This window comes from Pseudomonas sp. NFACC24-1 (assembly GCF_900115235.1).
GTDB classification, from domain to species: Bacteria; Pseudomonadota; Gammaproteobacteria; order Pseudomonadales; family Pseudomonadaceae; genus Aquipseudomonas; species Aquipseudomonas fluorescens_AA.
In genome coordinates, this window is the sequence record NZ_FOVS01000019.1 from 25,934 (window position 1) to 47,959 (window position 22,026).

The window sequence follows — 22,026 nt, forward strand, 5'->3', positions numbered from 1 at the left end:
GTGATGCCCATGAACGACAAGCCTCCGGTCAGTCCAGCGCCAGCGATGGAAACATCCACGCCGGTCGCCAGCCAGAGCTATCGCTACTGCAATCTGGACCACTCTCAATCGGACAGCACCGCGCTGGCCGAGGAAGTGGCGCTGGCGATTGCCTATAACGGCATCAGCCAGGCAGTCATGCTGGTCACCCCCACCGACCTGGAAGACTTCATCGTCGGTTTCAGCCTCGGCAGCGGCATCATCGAAGATTCATCGGACATCTATGACCTGCAACTGAGCGGCACGGGTGCTGCGCACTATGCCCAGGTGACCATCGCCAACCGCGCCTTCTGGAACCTCAAGCAGCAACGCCGGCAGTTGGCGGGCACCAGTGGCTGCGGATTGTGCGGCGTGGAAGCGGTGGAACAGGCCTTGCCAAACCTCAAGGTGCTGCCCGGCGCCCCCCTGCCCGCGGCGCAATGGCTCGATGGCCTGCGTGACCGTATCAGCCAGTTCCAGCCCCTGGGCCGACATTGCGGCGCCGTACATGCGGCGTTGTTCATGAACGCCCAGGGTGAATTGCTGCTGGGCCGCGAAGACATTGGCCGGCACAACGCCCTCGACAAGCTGATCGGCGCGTTGATCCGGCAACAGGTTCCGGTGGCCGGTGGCGTGGCGATCGTCACCAGCCGTTGCAGCCTCGAACTGATCCAGAAAGTACTGCGCGCCGGCATCCAGACCCTGGTCAGCCTGTCGTCGCCCACGGGCCTCGCCGTGCAGTGGGCCCGCCAACACAACCTCAACCTCATCCACCTGCCGCAAAAAAGTGCGCCGCGGGTCTACAGCCCTGCGATGGAGAAACAAGCGTGAGCAATCATCAACAAGCCGACCAGAAACCCGTACCGCGCTACAAGCCCTACAAGGGCCCGGCCGGTGGTTGGGGTGCGCTGATCAGTGTCGCTCAGGCCTGGTTGACCAGCGACAACGCGCTGAAAAACATCCGCATGATGCTCAAGACCAACCAGAATGGCGGTTTTGACTGCCCTGGCTGCGCCTGGGGCGACTCTCCCGAAAGCGGTATGGTCAAGTTCTGCGAGAACGGCGCCAAGGCCGTGAACTGGGAAGCCACCAAGCGCCGCGTCGACGGTGCTTTTTTCGCCAAGCACAGCGTGACTTCACTGCTGGAGCAGAGCGACTACTGGCTCGAATACCAGGGTCGCCTGACCGAGCCGATGCGCTACGACGCCGAAACCGACCGCTACAAGCCCATCAGTTGGGAAGCGGCGTTCGCCCTGATCGGCAAGCACCTGCAAGGGCTGTCCAGCCCCAACCAGGCCGAATTCTATACGTCGGGCCGGGCCAGCAACGAAGCGGCCTACCTGTATCAGCTGTTCGTGCGCGCCTACGGCACCAACAACTTCCCCGACTGCTCGAACATGTGCCACGAAGCCAGCGGCGTAGCCCTGTCCCAGAGCGTAGGCGTGGGCAAGGGTACGGTGACGTTCGACGACTTCGAGCACGCCGACGCGATTTTCGTCTGGGGACAGAACCCTGGCACCAATCACCCGCGGATGCTCGAGCCACTGCGCGAGGCGGTGAAACGCGGTGCCCAAGTGATCTGCATCAACCCGCTCAAAGAGCGTGGCCTGGAGCGCTTCCAGCACCCGCAGAGCCCGATCGAAATGCTCACTAACGGCAATAAGCCGACCAACACCGCGTATTTCCGCCCGGCCCTGGGCGGCGACATGGCGATCTTGCGCGGCATGGCCAAGTTCCTGCTGCAATGGGAGCGTGAGGCGCAGAACAGTGGCGCGGCGTCGGTCTTCGACCATGCATTCATCAATGAACACAGCACCAACGTGCTGGATTACCTGGCGGCGGTCGACGATACGCCGTGGGAACAGATCGTCGAGCAATCGGGCTTGACCCTGGTCGAAATCGAGCAGGCGGCGCGCATGTACGCCAAAAGCGAGAACGTGGTCATGTGCTGGGCGATGGGCATCACCCAGCACCGTCACTCGGTGGCGACCATCCAGGAAATCGCCAACGTGATGATGCTGCGCGGCAACATTGGCCGGCCAGGCGCAGGCCTGTGCCCGGTTCGCGGCCACAGCAACGTGCAGGGCGACCGGACCATGGGCATCAACGAACGTCCACCGGCGGCATTCCTCGACGCCCTGGAGCGGCGCTTCCAATTCAAGGTACCGCGGGAAAATGGCCACAACGTGGTCGAGGCGATCCACGCCATGGCCGACGGCCAGGCGAAGGTGTTCATCGCCTTGGGCGGCAACTTCGCCCAAGCCACGCCGGACAGCCATCGGACCTTCCAGGCCTTGGCCAATTGCGACCTGACGGTACAGATCAGCACCAAGCTCAACCGCAGCCACCTGGCTCACGGCAAGGACGCGCTGATCCTGCCGTGCCTGGGCCGCACCGACATCGACCTGCAAACCGAAGGCGCACAAGCGGTGACCGTGGAAGATTCCTTCAGCATGGTGCATGCCTCATTCGGCCAGTTGCAGCCGCTGTCGAACCAGATGCGCTCCGAACCGTGGATCATCGCCGGCATTGCCGCCGCCACGCTGGGTAGCCGTCCGGTGGACTGGAATTGGCTGGTGGCCGACTACAGCCGCATCCGCGACCTGATCGCCGATACCATACCCGGCTTCAAGGACTTCAACGAAAAGCTGAAAAACCCTGGCGGATTCTATCTGGGCAACAGCGCTGGTGCGCGTCGCTGGAACACCCCGTCGGGCCGCGCCAACTTCAAGCCCAACCTGTTGCCGAGCGACCTGGTGCATGAACGCACCCGCGCCACCGGCCAGTTGCCCGACCTGATCATGCAGTCCATGCGGTCCCACGATCAGTACAACACCACCATCTATGGCCTCGATGACCGCTATCGCGGCGTCAAGGGCCAGCGTGATGTGTTGTTTGTCAACGAAGCGGACATCATTCGCCTGGGCTTCAAGCCGGGTCAGAAAGCCGACATTGTCTCACTCTGGGAAGATGGTCGCGAGCGTCGGGTCAAGGGCTTTACCTTGCTGGCGTTCGACATTCCGGCCGGGCAGGCCGCTGCTTACTACCCAGAAGTGAACCCGCTGGTGCCCCTGGAAAGCACGGGCGATGGCAGCCACACGCCGACCTCGAAATTCGTCGCGATCCGCTTGGAAGCGGCGAGCGAAAATGGATTGATCCTGGCCAAGTCGGCCTGACACAGTTCTTTGGCGAGGCAATTGGATTGTGTGGGAGCAAGCTTTGCTCCCACACCGTTTTGCTCCCATGAGCGTACTTTTCGAGCGCCCACAAAAAAGGCCGTTTTCCCTAGAAAACGGCCTGTCCGAAGTAGCTAAAGACCGGTCAATTCGCGTTAAGTTCCGACCGTAAAACAATAACTTAGAGAATTGTGCACAAGTCGTGCTACTCGTCGGATTTCGATTGTAAGCAAGCGAAGCGAGCCTCAGGATCGCGCCGTCATCCCTTTGAGGCTCCTCTATGAAGTTCTCCTCCATTCTCTTGTTGTCCCTTAGCCTGGCCAGTGGCATCGCTTGCGCCGGTGGTACTGCCGAAGCAGGTGTGGGCGGCGCATTGGGCGGGGTTTTGGGTTCGGTCGTCGGCCAGTCCCTGGGCGGCAACACCGGTTCCACTATCGGCGCGGCGCTGGGCGGTGCGGGCGGTAGTGCGGTCGGAGCAGATAAACACAGCCGTGGCGAAGCGGCGATCGGCGGCGCGCTGGGCGCGGCCGGCGGTAACGTGGTCGGCCGTAGCGTCGGTGGCAGCACCGGCAGCCTGATCGGTGCGGCGGCGGGTGGTGGCGCGGGTGGCGCCCTGGGTAACTACATGGGCAAGGACGATGACGATGACCGTCGTTATGACGATCGCCGTGGTGATCGTCGCTACTACCGTGACGGCCACCCAGGTCGCGGCCATGCCTACGGGCACCGCAAAAAACATCATCGCCACTACCGCGACTAACGGCTGATCGATACTAGCCGTTGAAGATCGCAGCCTCCGACAGCGCCCAGCGCTGGCAGGAGGCTGCGATTTTTTGTTTCAGACCACCAACCGCTCCAACGCCCCACGTAACCGATCCGCAATTGCTACCGGCCGATTCGACGCCCGATCCACGAATACGTGAACAAAACGCCCCGCCGCACAAGCCTCCTCCTCGCCCGCCTTGAACACCGCCAGCTCATACTGCACCGAACTGCTGCCCAACTTGCCAACCCGCAGGCCGATTTCAATCCGGTCTGGAAAGGCGATCGAGGCGAAGTAGTCGCAGGCCGAACTCACCACGAATCCCACCACGTCTCCATCATGGATATCCAGGCCGCCGACTTCGATCAGGTAGGTATTCACAGCGGTATCGAAAAAGCTGTAGTAGGTGACGTTGTTGACGTGACCGTACACATCGTTGTCGTGCCAGCGCGTGGTGATGGGCTGCAAGTGTGGGTATTCGTTGCGTTGGGGCATCAGCTGTCCTTTACGGTTGTTCAATGGTCTTGACGTGGCACGGGGCTCAGGCCTGCGCGAATCCCTTGCCTTGCGCCGCCAGATCGCCAATCACACGCGCGGGCTTCCACTGGTCGCCCTGCTTCGTTTCGAGTTCCAGCAGGCGTGCGTGGATGGCTTCCAGCCCCTGCCCGTCAGCCCAGGCCATCGGCCCGCCCTTGTCCGCAGGGAAGCCGTAGCCGTTGAGGTAGACCAGGTCGATAGCGTGGGCCGACTCGGCAATGCCTTCCTGCAGGATCTTCGCCCCCTCGTTGACCAGCGCCAGCAAGCAACGCTCGAGGATTTCCTCCGGCCCGATCTCGCGACGCTGGAACCCCAGCGCCTCACTGACTTGCAACACCAACGCATCGACCTCGACATCATGCTCGGCCTGTCGACTGCCCGGCTCGTAGTGATAATACCCATTGCCGCTTTTCTGGCCGAACCGTCCCAGCTCGCACAGACGATTGTCCACTTGCACCTCGGGCGCATCCTGGCCCTTGCCCGCCAGCTCACGGGCGCGCCACTCCAGGTCGATGCCAACGACGTCGTACATGCGAAACGGTCCCATGGCGAAACCGAAGCCTTGCAACGCCGCATCCACCTGATGGGGGAACGCCCCCTCCAGCAACATCTTGCGCGCTTCCAGCACATACGGATGAAGCATCCGGTTGCCGATGAAGCCATGGCAGTTGCCCGATATCACGCTGACCTTGCCCATGCGCTGGCCCAGCACCAGGGCCGCATCCAGCACTGCTTTGGAGGTTTGTGCGCCGCGAACGATCTCCAGCAGCTTCATGATGTGCGCCGGACTGAAGAAATGCAGGCCCAGGACCTGGGTTGGCCTAAGGGTGACGGCGGCGATGGCATCGATGTCCAGCGCCGACGTGTTGCTCGCCAGGATGGCCGAGGGCTTGAGCAGACCGTCCAGCTCGCGAAAGATGGTCTGCTTGAGCTCCAGGTTTTCGTAGACCGCTTCGATCACCAGGTCCACCTCACGGATCGCCGCGTAATCATCCGCTCGTGTCACCCGGGCGATCCGCGCATCGGCCTCATCCTGGTCGATACGGCCCTGGCGCACACCATGGGCATAGGTCTCGGCCACGGCAACCAGTGCCTGCTCGAGCATCTGCGGATTGTTGTCGACCCACTGCACCGCCACGCCGGCGTTGGCCAGGCACATCACGATGCCTCGCCCCATGGTGCCTGCACCGACCACCGCGGCGCGCTGAATATCGAAAGGTGTCTGGCTCATGCTGGCTCTCTTGTTGGCGATCCGAAGACAGCCTTCACCTTAGTCAGCCGCCGAATGTTTTTGAAATTTATTCGTGTGATGAAGGGCATTCAGCGGATGGATGCAGCTCACAGGTGCGCCTGGGTCCACTGGCGAACTTCGGCGTATGGATATGCTTCCAGTGCGGCATACCCAGGGATCTTCCGCGCCTTCAATCGGGTGAACAGCGGCACGCTGATCCCGCACAGGAAGCGGGTGAGGCGCTCGGCAGACGGCACGCTGCCGCTGTGCTGCTCATGCTTGTGGATAAAATCGCCACACAGCGCCTCGAAGCTTTTATCCACAAGCGCCGGCAGCGCAGGCGGCTCCGGCAGGCGAGCGATCTGCCCATGGCACACCGAACAATGACCACACGGGTGGGGTGCACTGTCGTCGCCGAAATACTGCGCCAAGCGATGACCCAGGCAACGGTCGGTGGCGAACAATTCGAGCATGGCGTGGATCCGTGCGATCTCACCGTGTTCGTGCCGGGTGAAATAGGCATGCAGCTCGGCACTCAAGGCCTGCACATCCAGGTCCGCTTCCAGCACGCTGTACACCTCCGTCATCTGCTTGCTTTCCAACTCGATCCAGCCCTTTTCCTGGAAATAATCCAGCGCCTTGACCACCCGATTACGCTCAGCGTGGTACTGCTGGTACATCCCGTCGAAATCCACCGTGGCCCAGCTCCGGGCGCGCCTGGAGGTCTGGATGATGGCCGCGACGAAGTCCCTGCGCTCACCTTCGAAGCGCTCCAGCAGCTCCTGGGGCTCGGTCAGGAACTTGAAGCGATACTCCGCGAAATAGGCATAGCGTGGCGCGATCAGCCGGCGCAGCTCCAACTGGACCAACAACGTCTTGAGCGGCAGTTGGCGGATGTTGCTCTGGTCCGCCAGCGGGCCCAGCAAGAACTCCCATTGCCCATCGGGGGCAGCGGCCTTCAGTTCGTCGAGCACGCAACGAATGCCTGTGAGCTCCGGCGTATCGCCGTACACAAAGTTCTCCAGCACGTTGAGGCTGTCGCGGTTGGCCAGCACCAGGCAATCCGATGGCTGCCCGTCGCGCCCGGCCCGGCCGATTTCCTGGCTGTAGTTCTCGATGGACTTGGGCAGGTCGAAATGCACCACGTTGCGGATATCGCTCTTGTCGATGCCCATGCCGAAAGCGATGGTGGCGACAATGCAATTGGATTGCCCGCCCATGAATCGCCGCTGGATGGCTTCCCGTTGCTCATGGGGCAAACCGGCGTGATAGGCCTCGGCCTCGATACCCTGCTGGCTCAGGTGCTCGGCGATCTGCTCGGCGGTTCGCTGCAAGGTGACATAGACGATACTCGGCTGCCCGGCGCGCGTGCCCAACCACTGCACCAGCCGTGCGCGCTTGTCGGCACCCGGCACGGGCTCGACCAACAGATTGAGGTTCGGTCGGTAGAAACCGGTCGTCACCACATCGGCGGCGGCAATGGCGAATTTCGCCTGCATGTCGGCGATGACCTTGGGTGTGGCGGTGGCCGTCAGCAGCAATACCTGGGGAATATTGAACTGGTGCTGGTAATCGGGAAGCTTGAGGTAGTCAGGTCGGAAGTTATGCCCCCACTCCGAAATACAGTGGGCCTCGTCCACCACCAGCAACGAAATCGGCACCTGCTGCAGGAAATTGCGAAAGCGCTCGTTCTTCAGGCGCTCCGCGGAAATCATCAGGATCTTCAACTCGCCCGAACGGGCCCGCGCCATGGCGTCGTTGGCTTCGTCACGGCTCTGGGCCGAATCGATACTGGCCGCCGCGATGCCGTGGCGCTTGAGGAACACCAACTGGTCCTGCATCAATGCCAGCAGTGGCGAAACCACCAGGGTCAGGTGCGGCAAGAGCAGGGCCGGCAATTGATAACACAGGGACTTGCCCGAGCCAGTGGGGAAGATGGCCGCCGCCGACCGACCGGCCAGTACGGCGCCGATGGCCGCCTCCTGACCGGGGCGAAACTGCGGATAACCGAAAACCTGTTCCAGGGTGCTGTGCATGCGCGGTCGCTCCTTTGACTGCTGCGATGCCCAAAGCCTAGCGGGACAACGCAGCGCGTCGAGAAAAGGTCGGGGGTAAAAACGATACCGGATGATACAGCGTCGAATGCCTTTGCCTTGCCACGAGCAGATACAAATCCGGGCAATTTGATGTCTCGTCCCGACTTCGCCACCACGGTAAGGTGCGCCGAAAACTCATGCTGTACGTCAAGGCCAGGAAGGCTGACGCTCGATTTCAATTCTTCAAGGAACGAACCATGCCACACCCATTTTCCGCTCTACGCGCACTGACGATCACGTCGGCCTCATTGCTCGCCGGTTGCTTGACCGTCCCCGATCCACCCGCCGTGGATCCTGCCCAGTTCGAAACCCCGGAGTATCACGCTCAACAAGGCTTGGCCGTCGTCAAGGCATCAGCGCTCTATGCTCGTGGCGGGACTGGCCGGGATGTTGTCGTGGCGTTGATCGACTCGGGGCTCAACGCCAGCCTCGAGGAGTTCGAGGGCAGACTGGGTGATCCTGGATTCGACCATGTCGAAGACCGTCCAGGCACCGTTGACCGCATCGGTCATGGCACGCAGATGGCCGGTATTCTCGCCGCCAACAAGGACGACCAGGGCATGCATGGCATCGCGTTCAATGCGCGGATGATCCCCTTTCGCTTTGGCGACGACAACGAGCCGTTTTTCTTCGACAGCGAAATCGCCCGGTCCTGGCAAAGTGGTTTTGACAAGGGTGCCCGGCTGTTCAACAACTCGTGGGCCAACGCCATTCCAGCCACCGAGATCAATGAGGCGCGCTACAACCAGGTGATGCCCGACTCCCTGGCCGTCGCTCGAAAACTGGTCGCGGACGGCGCCGTGCTGGTCTTCCCCACCGGTAACGAACTCAAGCGCGAGCCCCTGGCCGAGCCAGGACTGCCAGCCGCATTGCCAGAGCTGGAAAAAGGCTGGATCGCAGTGGTGGCGTTGAAGAACGACGGTAGCGCCATCAATGGCAAATCCAACTATTGCGGCGTCGCAGCTGCCTGGTGCATCGCCGTTCCCGGCGGAGACGCCGGTGCACAGGCCGGCCTGCTCACCGTTGGCAAGGACGGCCGCTACGTGCAGACCGCTGGCACATCTCCCGCCGCCGCGTTGGTCAGTGGCGCACTGGCGGCGCTACAAAGCCTTCACCCGCAACTCAGCCCGCAGCAGATACGCGAACATCTGCTGGCGACAGCCAACCGCACAGGTATCTACGCCAACAGCGAAGCCTATGGCAGAGGATTGATGGACCTCGAGGCCGCCGCACTACGCATGCCTGAACAGATGGCTGACTGAACCCAAACCCTTATCGCTCGCGAGCCTGGCAGCAATCGACTCGCGATACCCATGAACACTTTGCGCTTGACCCACCAACGGCAGGACGCCCGCGGTTCGCTACTTGAAAAAGGAAATAACCATGACGCACAAACTGAACCTACCTACCGTCCTGATGCTGTCCCTACTACTGGGCGGATGCATGAAATTCCCCGACGACCCGCCAATCCTCGCGACGGTCAAAACCACAATCGCAACGCCTGCGATTTCTTGATTGCAGCGTTCTTCTTTTTCCAACGGGCAACGATTTCCCCCTAAACTTTCCACCGGTACAGACGCACCTCTTTTATTCTGGACATTTCATCATGCACCTTGCGCCAGACTTCCCCGATGACCATGCCATGCGCCAGCTCATGGAGTTGCTCCACGAAGAAATCGGCTTGCCTGAACGCAAGACGATTCGCCTGGGCACTGCGATCAATCTCGACTTGGGTTGCGATGGCGCGGACGCCCGGCACCTGATGGAGGCACTGGAGGAGCGGTTCGCCATCGAACTCATCGACTACGACGCCTACCGCTATTTTCAGCCTGAAGGGTTCGATGTGTTTCAAAAGCGCAGGGCCAAGGGTCGGGGGAACAAGCTGCCATTGACCATCGGCATGCTTTACAAGGCGATCAAGGCACAGCGATGGGATACGCGGGAAGTGGAAGAGGCCTAGCTGATCGGCGCACCTCAAATAGCCGCCCATGAAAAAACCGCCCATGAAGGGCGGTTTTTTCATTCACCAAGCAAGCCTTACAGCTGCGGACCTGCAGCCTTGATCGCGTCGCTCACGTCGAACTTCTTGAAGTTCTCGGTGAACAGACCGGCCAATGCCTTGGCTGCTTCGTCGTAGGCGGCTTTGTCGGCCCAGGTGTTGCGTGGGTTCAACAGGCCAGTCTCGACACCTGGAACAGCCAGCGGCACGTCCAGGTTGATGATGTCCAGGTGTTCGGTTTCAGCACCGATCAGCGCGCCGCTCTGGATCGCCGCGATCACCGCACGGGTGGTCGGGATATTGAAGCGCTTGCCGACGCCGTAGCCGCCACCGGTCCAGCCGGTGTTGACCAGGTAGACCTTGGAGCCGAAACCACGGATGCGCTTGATCAGCAGCTCAGCGTACTCACCGGCCGGACGCGGGAAGAACGGGGCGCCGAAGCAGGTGGAGAAGGTCGACTTGATGCCACTGCCCGAGCCCATTTCAGTCGAGCCCACCAGTGCGGTGTAGCCGGACAGGAAGTGGTAGGCGGCTTGTTCTTCGCTGAGGATCGACACCGGCGGCAGTACGCCGGTCAGGTCGCAGGTCAGGAAGATCACGGCGTTGGGCTCGCCACCGAGGTTTTTCGGTGCGCGTTTTTCGATCAGCTCACGGGGGTACGCAGCGCGGCTGTTCTGGGTCAGGCTGTCGTCGGCGTAGTCGGCTTTCTTGGTGACCGGGTCCAGGACGACGTTTTCCAGTACGGCGCCGTGCTGGATGGCTTTCCAGATCACCGGCTCGTTCTTCTCGGACAGGTCGATGCACTTGGCGTAGCAGCCACCTTCGATGTTGAAGACCACGCCCACGCCCCAACCGTGTTCGTCGTCACCGATCAGGTAACGGCTTTCATCGGCGGACAGGGTGGTCTTGCCGGTGCCCGACAGGCCGAAGAACAGGGTCACATCGCCCTCTTCGCCCATGTTCGCGGCGCAGTGCATCGGCAGCACGTCAACGGCTGGCAGCAGGAAGTTCTGCACGGAGAACAGGGCTTTCTTCATTTCGCCGGCGTAGCGCATGCCGGCGATCAGCACTTTCTTGGCCGCGAAATTGATGATCACGGTGCCGTCGGAGTTGGTGCCGTCGCGCTCAGGCTCGCAGACGAAGTTCGGCGCGTTGAGGATCTGCCACTCGTCCTTGCCGCCGGCGTTGTACTGCTCGGGGTTGATGAACAGGCAACGACCGAACAGGTTGTGCCACGCAGTCTCAGTGGTCATCTTTACCGGCAGGTAGTGCGCAGGATCGGAACCTACATGCACATGGGAGACAAAACGCTCGCGCTCACCCAGGTAGGCTTCGACGCGGTTCCACAGGGCATCGAACTTGTCGGCCGGGAACTTGCGGTTGATCGGGCCCCAGGCGATGGCGTCCTGGGTGGTTGGCTCTTCCACAATGAAACGGTCGACTGGCGAGCGACCGGTACGATGACCGGTACGGACAACCAGCGCGCCAGTATCGGCAAGCTCGCCTTCACCGCGATTCAGGGCTTCTTTGACCAGATCATCGACACTCAGATCGGTGTACACGGCGTTATTGGCTTGCGTCATGAGATTCCCCGTCGGCCCGTGGCCGAGTGCTCCAAACGTTTTGTAGTAGGAAGTCGCGCACTACTACCCGAAAAAAGTGGGCCGGATTATGCCAGAAAAGCCCAAAAAAAGTAGGGCCCTCCCGTCAGTACGGCGTAAATCCGGCGTTTGCCAGGAGATTTACCTGCGCTGAACCGTTTTAGTGTCGAGTATCTGACGGTGTGTCGACACCCGCACCGGCGAACAATTGAGCGATGTCCGCCGCGTCGAAGAGGTAGCGCTCGTTGCAGAACTGGCAGTCGATCTCGATGGCGCCGCCATGCTCGATCACCAGTTGCTGCGCATCTTCCAGACCCAGACTGACCAGCGCATTGCCGGAACGTTCACGAGAGCAGCTGCATTGGAAACGCAACGGCTGGCCGTCGAACAAGCGTACCTGCTCCTCGTGATAGAGGCGATGCAGTACGGTTTCGTTGTCCAGGCTCAGCAACTCATCGGCGCTCAGGGTGCTGGCCAGAGCGGTGATGTGCTGCCAACTGGCGTCGCGTTCCTCGGTGTCGCGAAGGCGATCGGCGGGCAGTTGTTGCAGCAGCAAACCGCGCGCGCGCCGCCCGTCGGCGTAGAGCCAGAACCGGGTATTGGTCTGCTGGGACATGACGAAGTAGTTGGTGAAGCACTCGGCCAGGGTCGCGCCGTCGAGATCGACGATGCCCTGGTAGCGCTTGCCGTGGGTGGGGTCCACCGTCAGGGCCAGCACGCCGTCGGGCATCATGTCGGCCAGGGTCGCATCGGGCGCGATCTGCTCGGCGTGATAACGGGCCAGGCCGCGGATCTCGCGTTCGCTGGAGCACTCGATCATCAGCAGCGGGACCGGCCCTTCGGAGCGCGCCTGGAGAATCAGCAAGCCATCGAACTTCAAGGTGCCCACCAACAACGCCGCAGCCGCCATCAGCTCGCCGAGCAGTTGTGCGACCGGCTCCGGATAGGGGTGCTTGGCGAGGACTTCGGCGTAGCTACGCTCCAACGCCACCAGCTCGCCACGGGCGTCGCTGTCATCGAAGATGAAACGTTGGGTGTAGTCGGTATCCGGTAAATCAGTCATAGGATCTGGTATCTGAGGTGATGACAAATGATGGCGGGCATTTTATGGGCATTCAGGGTGGGTTCCAAGCAAGGCTTGGGTTTGCCTGACGGGAAGATCCGCATGGCGTAACCCCATGGACTGATCCCACAGGAACCTGTGGCGAGGGGATTTATCCCCGCTGGCTGCGCAGCAGCCCTTTGAACGTGCACCCTCGCACCTGTGAGCCACATGTTTGGTTGGGGCTGCTACGCAGCCCAGCGGGGATAAATCCCCTCGCCACAATCGCCTGACTGACAGGCAGCCAGGCCTGCGCGCCTACTCGCTGTTGCTGCCATGAAACTTGAACAGGTCCCGGCGCTGTTTCTTGCTCGGCTTGCCATCGGTGCTGACCCCCAATGCGCCGGCCTTGCGTTGCGCGGCGGCGGCTTCGCGCTTGGCGATGCTGGCTTCGGTTTCACGATACAGCGCCTGCGCTTCAGGTGCGCCGCGCCGAACGATCGACAGGGCCTCGACCACCACGGTCTTTTCATCGAACCCGGTGCGGATGACAAACTCATCGCCGATGCGGGGCTCCTTGCCCGGCTTGCAGCGCTCTCCCCGGTGATGGACCTTGCCGCTTTCGATGGCGGTCTTGGCCAGGGCCCGCGTCTTGTAGAAGCGCGCCGCCCACAACCATTTATCGAGACGGACCTTGTCGTCTTCTTCCTTTTTTTGTGCCACTGCAATTCCTCTTTCTGCCAATAGCCGGAACTGTACTACCGTTTTTGTCGAGCGCACGAATCAGGCCCGACGGATAGAATGCCCGCCAAACCAACGCCACACCCATCGCTTCGGCCGGAATCGGTTACAAGCACACACAAGTGCGTAGATAACTGTCGCCATTTTGTGATTATTCTGCGTGAATACCGCGATTCGCGGAGTCCACGATCCGATGCACTGATCGCAGGTTTTTTTAATTGAAGACTTTTGACCATTTGACCGTCGTCGGTTTGCGCGAGTGGGTGGCGCTCCCGGATCTGGGAGTCGTGGGCCTGCGGGCAAAAATCGACACCGGGGCCAGCACCTCCAGCCTGCATGCCACCGACATCGAGCCGTTCGAGCGCGATGGCGAAAAGTGGGTGCGCTTCACCGCGCACCTCGGCACGGTGGTGCAATTGCGCCATCGCCGCTGCGAAGCCCCGCTGGTGGCGCGCAAGACCATAAAGAGTTCCAACGGCCACGCTCAGGTCCGCTACGTGATCAGCACCACGTTGGCGCTGGGTGACCGGGTCTGGCGGGTCGAGTTCACCCTCGCCTGCCGCAAATCCATGCGATATCGCCTGTTACTGGGTTCCAAAGCCTTGATCGACGGCCAACTGGTAGTCAATCCGGGCAGCAAATATGTTCAAGAAAAGCCGGCATTCCCGGTGTCCACTACCTCTGCCACAGGTGTTGCATGAAGATCGCTGTGCTGTCGCGTAATCCGCGTCTGTATTCCACTCGTCGCCTGGTTGAAGCCGGGACCGAACGTGGCCATGAAATGGTGGTGATCGATACCCTGCGCGCCTACATGAACATCGCCAGCCACAAGCCTCAGATCCACTACCGTGGCAAGCCGCTGGAAGGGTTCGACGCGGTGATCCCGCGCATCGGCGCATCGGTGACGTTCTATGGCTGCGCCGTGTTGCGCCAGTTTGAAATGATGGGGGTGTTTCCCCTCAACGAGTCGGTGGCCATCGCGCGTTCCCGGGACAAGCTGCGCTCGCTGCAACTGCTGTCACGGCGCGGGATCGGCCTGCCGGTCACCGGTTTTGCCCACTCCCCCGACGACATTCCCGACCTGATCGCGATGGTCAACGGCGCACCGCTGGTGATCAAGGTGCTGGAAGGCACCCAGGGCATCGGCGTGGTCCTGTGTGAAACCGCGACGGCAGCGGAATCGGTGATCGAGGCATTCATGGGCCTGAAGCAGAACATCATGGTCCAGGAATACATCAAGGAAGCCGGTGGCGCCGACATCCGCTGCTTCGTGGTTGGCGACAAAGTGATTGCCTCGATGAAACGCCAGGCCAAGCCCGGCGAGTTCCGCTCCAACCTGCATCGCGGTGGTAGCGCCAGCCTGATCAAAATCACCCCGGAAGAGCGCATGACCGCCCTGCGGGCCGCAAAGGTCATGGGCCTGGCCGTGGCGGGCGTGGACATCCTGCGCTCCAACCACGGGCCACTGGTGATGGAGGTCAACTCCTCGCCGGGCCTGGAAGGCATCGAGACCACCACCAGCAAGAACGTGGCGGGAATCATCATCGAGCACCTGGAAAAGAATGGCGGGCCGAACATGACCCGAACCAAAGGAAAGGGCTAGAAGAGCAGCTTCAAGCTTCAAGCTTTAAGCCAAGCCGGTTCAACTTGCAGCTTGAAGCTCGCGGCTTGCAGCTGCCCCTATACCGCATCCCTTGGCAGCATCAGGCCCAACGGCAACCGCACCCGAGCTTCCAGCCCACCACCGGCGCGGTTGCGCAACTCGACGTTGCCGCCGTGCATCGAGGCGATACGCTTGACGATGGCCAAGCCCAGCCCCGTGCCTTTCCCACCCCGGGCGCGATCGCCCCGGGTGAAGGGGTTGAAAATGGCTTCCAGCTCCGAAGGATCGATGCCGGCGCCACGGTCCATGACGCTCAGCACCACGTAAGGCGCGCTGGTGTCGCCAGAGACATAGGCCGCGACTTCGACGCCGGCGCCGGCATGGTTCAGGGCATTGCCGATCAGGTTGTTCAACAAACGCTTCATCGACACCCGGCGCAACGGGAACGGCTGAATCGGCTCCAGGCGCAGGTGCACTTTCTCGTCGTTCTGGTTATAGGGCGCGACCACCTCCCGCACCAACTCGCTGAGGTCCACTTCTTCCACGGACTCATCACGACCGTCGCGTATGAACGCCAGGAACTGATCGAGAATCGCGTCCATGTCCTCGATGTCGCGGACCATCTCGTCGGTCAGGTCGGTGTGCTCGCCCATCAATTCCAGCGACAACCGCAGCCGGGTCAAGGGCGTGCGCAGGTCGTGGGAGACGCCCGCCAGCATCAGCTCGCGTTCGCGCCCGGCCTGTTCCACATCCTCGGCCATCTGGTTGAAGGCGCGGTAGACCTCGGTCATCTCGCTGGGCGTATCGCTGATGGGCAGCCGCACACTGCGCCCCTGGCCCAGTTGGCGGGCGGCGTAGACCAGGCGTTTCAACGGTTGGTTGAGCTGGCTGACGAAGATCCACGCCGATGCCGTCGACAGCAGGCCGATGGCCAGGAACCAGCCGAGTACGTTCCAGATTTTCTGGCCGCGCAACGGATGCGGGTACAACGGCACTTTCAGCCAGCCATCCCCCAGGCTCGGAGCCCGCACCCAAAGCGCCGGAGGCGAGTGCATGCGCAAGCGCACCTCGGTATCGGCGCCCAGTTCGGCTTGCATCTGGCGTTGATAGATCTCGCTGTAGGGCCAATGCTGCTCGCCCTCCGGCACGCCGGCACCGACGACACGGATCAGCGTCGCCGCCTCGGCAATTTTCGCCCGGTTGGTTTCGTCCGCCGCCCAATAGGCCCGCAGGGTCAAGGCAACGCCGTGGCTGTACTGCCGGTCCACGAGCACGTCTTCGTTCATCAGCAGGTACACCAACGTCAGCGCCTTGGAAAAGAGCACGACGATCAGCACCAGCCAGAGGGTGCGGGAGAAGAAACTCTGGGGGAACCAAACGGGGGTTTTCATGAATAACCGCTACACACTTGCAGGAGCGAGCGATGCTCGCACAATGACAGACCGCGAGTCGCCTGGAAGAAGACATTTCAACCGGCCAGGCCACCCGCTCCTACAAATCGCCGATCACTTGCTGGCGGCGCCATCCGGCACGAACACGTAACCCACGCCCCAGACGGTCTGGATATACCGCGGCTTGGAAGGATCAGGCTCGATCATCCGGCGCAGGCGGGAAATCTGCACGTCGATGGAGCGCTCCAGCGCATCCCATTCACGACCACGGGCCAGGTTCATCAGCTTGTCGCGGGTCAGCGGCTGTCGGGCGTTCATCACCAGGGCCTTGAGCACGGCGAACTCACCGGTGGTGAGCATGTGGACCTCATCGCCGCGCTTGAGCTCACGGGTGGCCAGGGACAGTTCATAGTCGCCGAAGGTCACGCTTTCATCTTCGCTGCCCGGCGCGCCAGGCACCGGCGCCGACTGGCGACGCAGCACCGCCTTGACGCGGGCCATCAACTCGTCGGGATTGAACGGCTTGGCCAGGTAATCGTCGGCGCCCAGTTCCAGGCCCTTGATACGGCTCAGCTCGTCGCCCTTGGCGGTGAGCATGATGATCGGGATCTGGTTGTTGGCGCCGCGCAGGCGGCGGCAGGCGGTCAGGCCGTCTTCACCGGGTAGCATCAGGTCGAGTACGACCAGGTTGAACACTTCACGGGCCAGCAACCGATCCATTTGCTCGGTGTTCGGTACGGTGCGGGCACGGTAGCCCTTGCTGACGAAAAAGCGTTCCAGCAGGCTGCTCAGCCCTGGATCGTCGTCAACAATAAGAATTTTTTCGCCTTCAGCAGTTTGTGCAGTGCTGCTCATAGGAAGCTCCTTTGATCTCGGCGCGCATTATGGCCTAGCTGCCGTTATACGCACCGTGTGCATTGTTAGCAGATTTTTCCTCTATCTCCACCAATCCAGGTATCAAGCCTACAGACCCTGTCCCCCCCTCAGGACGGAACGCTGGTTATAATGCGCGGCCTTTTGTGCCAGGGAATGCCGGATCGTGATCCCGGCGTGCCATTTTTTCAGCCTTGGCAAGGCAACTTTTTGAATTTCGCGGGTCAACAGGCAGCCTTTTGACCCAGGCAGCGGCGCATGCCAGGCCGCTCAACCAGTCTCGCCGAGCCCGGTTTCTGTGGTGGCGAGCCTGATTTCACAATTTGTCAGGTGGTTTTATGGACAGCATCAACAGCCGCATCGCCGAGGAACTCGGTGTACGCCCACAGCAGGTCGAAGCGGCCGTCGCGCTACTCGATGAAGGTTCCACGGTGCCTTTCATCGCCCGTTACCGGAAAGAAGTGACCGGCAGCCTCGATGACACCCAGCTGCGGCATCTGGAAGAGCGCCTGCGCTACCTGCGAGAACTCGACGAACGGCGCATCAGCATCCTGGCCAGCATCCAGGAGCAGGGCAAGCTGACCCCGCAACTTGAGCGCGACATCAAGCTGGCCGACACCAAGACTCGTCTCGAAGACTTGTACCTGCCCTACAAGCAAAAGCGCCGCACCAAGGGCCAGATCGCCCTGGAAGCCGGCCTCGGCGAGCTGGCCGACGGCCTGTTCAACGACCCGACCCTGGCCCCGGAAACCGAAGCGGCGCGCTTCGTCGATGCCGAAAAAGGCGTGGCGGACGTGAAAGCGGCGCTGGAGGGAGCCAAGTATATCCTCATGGAGCGTTTCGCCGAAGACGCCAACCTGTTGGAAAAACTGCGCAACTTCCTTAAACAGGAAGCCATCCTCAGCGCCCGGGTGATCGCCGGCAAGGAAGAGGAAGGCGCGAAGTTCCGCGACTACTTCGAACACGACGAACCGCTCAAAAGCATGCCGTCCCATCGCGCCCTGGCGATTTTCCGGGGTCGCAACGAAGGCATCCTCAGCTCCGCCCTGAAGGTCGGTGAAGAATTGCCGGGCACCATGCACCCGTGCGAAGGCATGATCGGCCAGCAGTTCGGCATCCAGAACCAGAACCGCGCCGCCGACAAATGGCTGGCCGAAGTGGTGCGCTGGACCTGGAAGGTCAAGCTCTACACCCACCTGGAAACCGATCTGCTGGGCGAGTTGCGCGACAACGCCGAGACCGAGGCGATCAACGTGTTCGCCCACAACCTGCACGACCTGCTGCTGGCCGCGCCGGCCGGCCCTCGCGCCACCCTGGGCCTGGACCCGGGCCTGCGCACCGGCTGCAAGGTGGCGGTGGTGGACGCCACCGGCAAGCTGCTGGATCACGCCACGGTCTACCCGCACGTGCCACACAACAAGTGGGACCAGACCCTCGCCGTGCTCGCCGCCCTATGCGCCAAGCATTCGGTGGACCTGATCGCCATCGGCAACGGCACCGCCAGCCGCGAGACCGACAAACTGGCCGCCGAGCTGATCAAGAAATACCCAGCCATGAAAATGACCAAGGTCATGGTCTCCGAGGCCGGCGCTTCGGTTTACTCGGCGTCGGAACTGGCTTCCAAGGAATTCCCCGACCTGGATGTGTCGATCCGTGGCGCGGTGTCCATCGCCCGTCGCCTGCAGGATCCACTGGCGGAGTTGGTGAAGATCGACCCCAAATCCATCGGTGTCGGCCAGTATCAGCACGACGTTTCCCAACTGAAACTGGCGCGCGGCCTGGACGCCGTGGTGGAAGACTGCGTGAACGCCGTGGGTGTGGACGTGAACACCGCTTCGGTGGCGCTGCTGGCGCGGATCTCCGGCCTGAACGCCACGCTGGCGCAGAACATCGTCACCCACCGTGACGAACATGGCGCGTTCAAGACCCGCGCCGCGTTGAAGAAAGTCCCACGCCTGGGTGAAAAAACCTTCGAACAGGCCGCCGGCTTCCTGCGGGTCATGAACGGTGACAACCCGCTGGATTCGTCGGCCGTCCACCCCGAAGCCTACCCGCTGGTGCAGCGCATCGCCGCCCAGACCGACCGTGACATCCGCTCGCTGATCGGTGATGCGGCGTTTCTCAAGCGCCTGGACCCGAAGAAATTCACCGACGAAACCTTCGGCCTGCCCACCGTCACCGACATCCTCCAGGAACTGGAAAAACCGGGCCGAGACCCGCGTCCCGAGTTCAAGACCGCCGAGTTCCAGGACGGTGTCGAGGACCTCAAGGACCTGCAACCGGGCATGATCCTCGAAGGCGTGGTGACCAACGTCACCAACTTCGGTGCTTTCGTCGACATCGGCGTGCACCAGGACGGCCTGGTGCACATCTCCGCACTGTCGGAGAAGTTCATCAAGGACCCGCGCGAAGCGGTGAAGGCTGGCGATGTGGTGAAAGTGAAGGTCATGGAAGTCGACATCCCGCGCAAACGCGTCGGCCTGTCGATGCGCATGAGCGACACGCCGGGTGAGAAAGTCGACGGTGCCCGTGGTGCTCGTCCTGGCTCGACGCCGCGTCAGTCGCAGAACACCGCGCCGCGCAAGGAAACCGCCACCGCGGCACCGACGAACAACGCCATGGCTTCGTTGTTCGCCAACGCCAAGCAGTTGAAGAAACGCTGATGGACGTGCCGGCCGGCTTGGTGGAGAGCGCGTTTTTCAAGCTGCTCGGCTGCCGTCTGCACAGCCTGGGGGACGGGGTGGCGCAAGTCGCCCTGGGCCTCGAGCCGCCGTTGCGCAACCGCGGCGGCAAGCTGCACGGCGGCGCACTGTTCAGCCTGGTGGACATCGCCATGGGTCTGGCCTGTTCCAGTGTCCATGGCTTTGATCAGCAGAGCGCGACCATCGAATGCAAGATCAACTACATTCGCGCCGTGTCCGACGGCGACGTGTTGTGCACCGCCCGGGTCATCCACCCGGGCCGGCGCACGCTGGTGGTCGAGGCCGAGGTGATGCAAGGCGACAAACTGGTCGCAAAAGCGCAAGGCACGTTCGCTGTCCTATAGCTCCCTGTCATCGATTTGGGTTAATTTCGACGCCATGAATGCAGTGTCGGGCTTTCCTGTGGGAGCGGGCTTGCTCGCGAAAGCGGCGTGTCAGGCGACTTCAATGTTGGCTGATAAGACCTCTTCGCGAGCAAGCCCGCTCCCACAGGGAGTGCGGCGATCAGTCTTTACCCGCATAAAACCAGGCGAAAACGCCAGTTTTAACTTCACCCTTGTAGACCGTCTTGCCCACCCCCATATTGGGGCGACTGACGCGTGAAGGAATTCAACTTGAGCGACCTTTTAAACCGCCGCCTGGCCCTGCTCGGCGAGCGCGCCAACCTCTCCCTGCTCGAACAGTGCCTGCACGGCATCGAGCGTGAATGCCTGCGTGTCACGGACGATGGGCGCCTGGCGCAGACTCCGCACCCCAAGGCCCTGGGTTCGGCGCTGACCAACGAACAGATCACTACCGACTATTCCGAGTCGCTTCTGGAGTTCATCACGCCGGCCCTGGCCAATCCGGCCGATACCTTGCGCAGCCTCGACAAGATCCACCGGTTTGCCTACAGCAAACTGGGTGACGAGTATCTGTGGAGCCCGTCGATGCCGTGCCCACTGCCGACCGAAGAAGCCATTCCGATCGCCTACTACGGCACCTCGAATATCGGTCGGCTCAAGTACGTCTATCGCAAGGGCCTGGCCCTGCGCTACGGCAAGACCATGCAGTGCATCGCAGGTATCCACTACAACTTTTCCTTGCCGGAAAAGCTCTGGCCGCTGTTGCGCCAGGACGAAGCCGCCGAGGTGAGCGACCGGGACTTCCAGTCGTCGGCCTACATCGCGCTGATCCGTAATTTCCGCCGCTACAGCTGGCTGCTGATGTACCTGTTCGGTGCCTCGCCGGCCCTGGACGTCGGTTTCCTGCGGGGCCGTCCGCACCAGTTGGAACAACTGGATCCGGACACCTTGTACCTGCCCTATGCCACCAGCCTGCGCATGAGCGACCTGGGTTACCAGAGCAACGCCCAGGCCGGCCTCACGCCCTGCTACAACGACCTGGCGAGCTACACCGACAGCCTGCGCAAAGCGGTGGCGACGCCCTACGCGCCGTACGTCGAAGTCGGCACTCACCAGAACGGCGAGTGGGTGCAGCTCAATACCAACATCTTGCAGATCGAAAACGAGTACTACTCCAACATCCGTCCCAAGCGCGTGACCTACACCGGCGAGCGGCCGATCCAGGCCTTGATGGCCCGGGGGATCCAGTACGTCGAAGTGCGTTGCCTGGACATCAACCCGTTCCTGCCGATGGGTATCGACCTCACCGAAGCGCGGTTCCTCGATGCGTTCCTGCTGTATTGCGGCCTCAATGACAGCCCGCAGCTGGAAAACAACGAATGCGGCAACGCCACGAGCAACTTCCTGACCGTGGTCAAGGAAGGTCGCAAGCCAGGCCTGCAATTGCAGCGCCAGGGCCAAGCGGTGGACATGCAGGCCTGGGCCGTGGAATTGCTGGAAAAAATCGCCCCGCTGGCCGCGCTGCTCGACCAGAGCCAGGGTGGCGATGCCCATCGCCAGGCACTGGACGCGCAATTGGCGAAAGTCCGCGATCCGTCCCTGACGCCTTCCGCCCAGGTGCTGGCCGCCATGGCCGAACACCAGGAAAGCTTCGCCCAGTTCTCCCTGCGCCAAAGCAAGGCCCACGCCGAATTCTTCCGCGCCGAGCCGTTGCCTGCCCAGGAACAAGCGACATTCGAAGAGACCGCACGCGAGTCGCTGGTCCAGCAAGCCGAGCTGGAACAGAACGAGGTGGGGGATTTCGATGTGTTCGTGGGTTCGTACCAGGCGAGTATTTTGGCGATCAGTAACTGATCCCCTCATGAATCATTCCCATGTCTTACATGGGAATGATTTTGTGGCGAGGGGA

General features: G+C 61.7%; 19 protein-coding genes. 11 read left to right on the top strand and 8 right to left on the bottom strand.

What is annotated here, in order from left to right:
• The first annotated feature begins 9 nt into the window (after nucleotides 1–9).
• From fdhD to BM317_RS18160, 3 genes are all read left to right on the top strand, one after another.
• Nucleotides 10–849: a formate dehydrogenase accessory sulfurtransferase FdhD gene (gene fdhD / locus BM317_RS18150; protein ID WP_092169181.1), complete on the top strand. Its 840-nt coding sequence runs from the start codon at nucleotides 10–12 to the stop codon at nucleotides 847–849.
• Nucleotides 846–3,194, top strand: coding sequence for an FdhF/YdeP family oxidoreductase (locus BM317_RS18155; protein ID WP_092169184.1), 2,349 nt, complete (start codon nucleotides 846–848; stop codon nucleotides 3,192–3,194). Before fdhD ends, BM317_RS18155 begins: the two co-directional genes overlap by 4 nt.
• Nucleotides 3,195–3,474: 280 nt before the next feature.
• Nucleotides 3,475–3,954 (top strand): glycine zipper domain-containing protein, encoded by a 480-nt coding sequence (locus tag BM317_RS18160; RefSeq protein ID WP_072409178.1) that lies wholly within the window; start codon nucleotides 3,475–3,477, stop codon nucleotides 3,952–3,954.
• 78 nt (nucleotides 3,955–4,032) lie between these two features.
• On the opposite strand, the gene BM317_RS18165 is transcribed toward BM317_RS18160, so the two are convergent.
• From BM317_RS18165 to BM317_RS18175, 3 genes are all read right to left on the bottom strand, one after another.
• A complete protein-coding gene (locus tag BM317_RS18165; RefSeq protein ID WP_092475515.1) occupies nucleotides 4,033–4,452 on the bottom strand; it encodes an acyl-CoA thioesterase in 420 nt (139 codons plus the stop codon).
• Nucleotides 4,453–4,498: 46 nt separating this feature from the next.
• Nucleotides 4,499–5,725, bottom strand: a complete 1,227-nt coding sequence (locus tag BM317_RS18170) for a 3-hydroxyacyl-CoA dehydrogenase (RefSeq protein WP_092169190.1) — start codon at nucleotides 5,723–5,725, stop codon at nucleotides 4,499–4,501.
• A gap of 107 nt (nucleotides 5,726–5,832) precedes the next feature.
• Nucleotides 5,833–7,761 carry a RecQ family ATP-dependent DNA helicase gene (locus BM317_RS18175; RefSeq protein ID WP_092475518.1) on the bottom strand — a complete coding sequence of 643 codons (1,929 nt, stop codon included), beginning with the start codon at nucleotides 7,759–7,761 and terminating at the stop codon, nucleotides 5,833–5,835.
• 257 nt (nucleotides 7,762–8,018) lie between these two features.
• Between BM317_RS18175 and BM317_RS18180 the strand changes: the two genes are divergently transcribed.
• The 3 genes from BM317_RS18180 to BM317_RS18185 all read left to right on the top strand — a co-directional run bounded on the left by BM317_RS18180 (nucleotide 8,019) and on the right by BM317_RS18185 (nucleotide 9,781).
• Nucleotides 8,019–9,083 carry a S8 family peptidase gene (locus BM317_RS18180; protein WP_092169197.1) on the top strand — a complete coding sequence of 355 codons (1,065 nt, stop codon included), beginning with the start codon at nucleotides 8,019–8,021 and terminating at the stop codon, nucleotides 9,081–9,083.
• A gap of 121 nt (nucleotides 9,084–9,204) precedes the next feature.
• Nucleotides 9,205–9,336 carry a hypothetical protein gene (locus BM317_RS31195; protein WP_256574169.1) on the top strand — a complete coding sequence of 44 codons (132 nt, stop codon included), beginning with the start codon at nucleotides 9,205–9,207 and terminating at the stop codon, nucleotides 9,334–9,336.
• A 91-nt stretch (nucleotides 9,337–9,427) separates the two neighbouring features.
• Nucleotides 9,428–9,781 (top strand): DUF1493 family protein, encoded by a 354-nt coding sequence (locus BM317_RS18185; protein ID WP_060739667.1) that lies wholly within the window; start codon nucleotides 9,428–9,430, stop codon nucleotides 9,779–9,781.
• A gap of 77 nt (nucleotides 9,782–9,858) precedes the next feature.
• Here BM317_RS18185 and BM317_RS18190 read toward each other — a convergent pair whose 3' ends face one another.
• The 3 genes from BM317_RS18190 to BM317_RS18205 all read right to left on the bottom strand — a co-directional run bounded on the left by BM317_RS18190 (nucleotide 9,859) and on the right by BM317_RS18205 (nucleotide 13,186).
• Nucleotides 9,859–11,403, bottom strand: a complete 1,545-nt coding sequence (locus tag BM317_RS18190) for a phosphoenolpyruvate carboxykinase (RefSeq protein ID WP_060739668.1) — start codon at nucleotides 11,401–11,403, stop codon at nucleotides 9,859–9,861.
• Between the two features lie 178 nt (nucleotides 11,404–11,581).
• Complete coding sequence (gene hslO, locus BM317_RS18200; protein ID WP_060739669.1) at nucleotides 11,582–12,484, bottom strand: Hsp33 family molecular chaperone HslO; 903 nt, start codon at nucleotides 12,482–12,484, stop codon at nucleotides 11,582–11,584.
• 297 nt (nucleotides 12,485–12,781) lie between these two features.
• Nucleotides 12,782–13,186 (bottom strand): RNA-binding S4 domain-containing protein, encoded by a 405-nt coding sequence (locus BM317_RS18205; protein WP_092169204.1) that lies wholly within the window; start codon nucleotides 13,184–13,186, stop codon nucleotides 12,782–12,784.
• Between the two features lie 254 nt (nucleotides 13,187–13,440).
• Between BM317_RS18205 and BM317_RS18210 the strand changes: the two genes are divergently transcribed.
• Nucleotides 13,441–13,905, top strand: coding sequence for a retropepsin-like aspartic endopeptidase RimB (locus BM317_RS18210; RefSeq protein ID WP_170842319.1), 465 nt, complete (start codon nucleotides 13,441–13,443; stop codon nucleotides 13,903–13,905).
• Nucleotides 13,902–14,807 (top strand): 30S ribosomal protein S6--L-glutamate ligase, encoded by a 906-nt coding sequence (gene rimK, locus BM317_RS18215; protein ID WP_003196697.1) that lies wholly within the window; start codon nucleotides 13,902–13,904, stop codon nucleotides 14,805–14,807. Before BM317_RS18210 ends, rimK begins: the two co-directional genes overlap by 4 nt.
• A gap of 77 nt (nucleotides 14,808–14,884) precedes the next feature.
• Here rimK and BM317_RS18220 read toward each other — a convergent pair whose 3' ends face one another.
• Together BM317_RS18220 and ompR are read right to left on the bottom strand one after the other, a co-directional pair.
• Entirely contained in the window at nucleotides 14,885–16,198 is a 1,314-nt protein-coding gene (locus BM317_RS18220) for an ATP-binding protein (RefSeq protein WP_060739672.1), read from the bottom strand.
• A gap of 114 nt (nucleotides 16,199–16,312) precedes the next feature.
• Complete coding sequence (gene ompR / locus BM317_RS18225) at nucleotides 16,313–17,053, bottom strand: osmolarity response regulator transcription factor OmpR (protein ID WP_003196691.1); 741 nt, start codon at nucleotides 17,051–17,053, stop codon at nucleotides 16,313–16,315.
• 356 nt (nucleotides 17,054–17,409) lie between these two features.
• Between ompR and BM317_RS18230 the strand changes: the two genes are divergently transcribed.
• The 3 genes from BM317_RS18230 (at nucleotide 17,410) to gshA (ending at nucleotide 21,971) form a co-directional block, all read left to right on the top strand.
• Nucleotides 17,410–19,734: a Tex family protein gene (locus tag BM317_RS18230; protein ID WP_092169210.1), complete on the top strand. Its 2,325-nt coding sequence runs from the start codon at nucleotides 17,410–17,412 to the stop codon at nucleotides 19,732–19,734.
• A complete protein-coding gene (locus tag BM317_RS18235; RefSeq protein ID WP_092169213.1) occupies nucleotides 19,734–20,117 on the top strand; it encodes a PaaI family thioesterase in 384 nt (127 codons plus the stop codon). Before BM317_RS18230 ends, BM317_RS18235 begins: the two co-directional genes overlap by 1 nt.
• Before the next feature lie 270 nt (nucleotides 20,118–20,387).
• A complete protein-coding gene (gene gshA, locus BM317_RS18245) occupies nucleotides 20,388–21,971 on the top strand; it encodes a glutamate--cysteine ligase (protein ID WP_092169219.1) in 1,584 nt (527 codons plus the stop codon).
• Nucleotides 21,972–22,026: the final 55 nt, after the last annotated feature.

Excerpts from the sequence above, each read along its gene's own strand:
- BM317_RS18180 (WP_092169197.1), top strand. The coding sequence starts at position 8,019 with ATGCCACACCCATTTTCCGCTCTACGCGCACTGACGATCACGTCGGCC.
- rimK (WP_003196697.1), top strand. The coding sequence starts at position 13,902 with ATGAAGATCGCTGTGCTGTCGCGTAATCCGCGTCTGTATTCCACTCGT.
- hslO (WP_060739669.1), bottom strand. The coding sequence starts at position 12,484 with ATGACTGATTTACCGGATACCGACTACACCCAACGTTTCATCTTCGAT.
- BM317_RS18230 (WP_092169210.1), top strand. The coding sequence starts at position 17,410 with ATGGACAGCATCAACAGCCGCATCGCCGAGGAACTCGGTGTACGCCCA.
- BM317_RS18185 (WP_060739667.1), top strand. The coding sequence starts at position 9,428 with ATGCACCTTGCGCCAGACTTCCCCGATGACCATGCCATGCGCCAGCTC.
- BM317_RS18190 (WP_060739668.1), bottom strand. The coding sequence starts at position 11,403 with ATGACGCAAGCCAATAACGCCGTGTACACCGATCTGAGTGTCGATGAT.
- BM317_RS18235 (WP_092169213.1), top strand. The coding sequence starts at position 19,734 with ATGGACGTGCCGGCCGGCTTGGTGGAGAGCGCGTTTTTCAAGCTGCTC.
- BM317_RS18165 (WP_092475515.1), bottom strand. The coding sequence starts at position 4,452 with ATGCCCCAACGCAACGAATACCCACACTTGCAGCCCATCACCACGCGC.
- fdhD (WP_092169181.1), top strand. The coding sequence starts at position 10 with ATGAACGACAAGCCTCCGGTCAGTCCAGCGCCAGCGATGGAAACATCC.
- ompR (WP_003196691.1), bottom strand. The coding sequence starts at position 17,053 with ATGAGCAGCACTGCACAAACTGCTGAAGGCGAAAAAATTCTTATTGTT.
- BM317_RS18220 (WP_060739672.1), bottom strand. The coding sequence starts at position 16,198 with ATGAAAACCCCCGTTTGGTTCCCCCAGAGTTTCTTCTCCCGCACCCTC.
- BM317_RS18160 (WP_072409178.1), top strand. The coding sequence starts at position 3,475 with ATGAAGTTCTCCTCCATTCTCTTGTTGTCCCTTAGCCTGGCCAGTGGC.
- BM317_RS31195 (WP_256574169.1), top strand. The coding sequence starts at position 9,205 with ATGACGCACAAACTGAACCTACCTACCGTCCTGATGCTGTCCCTACTA.
- BM317_RS18170 (WP_092169190.1), bottom strand. The coding sequence starts at position 5,725 with ATGAGCCAGACACCTTTCGATATTCAGCGCGCCGCGGTGGTCGGTGCA.
- BM317_RS18175 (WP_092475518.1), bottom strand. The coding sequence starts at position 7,761 with ATGCACAGCACCCTGGAACAGGTTTTCGGTTATCCGCAGTTTCGCCCC.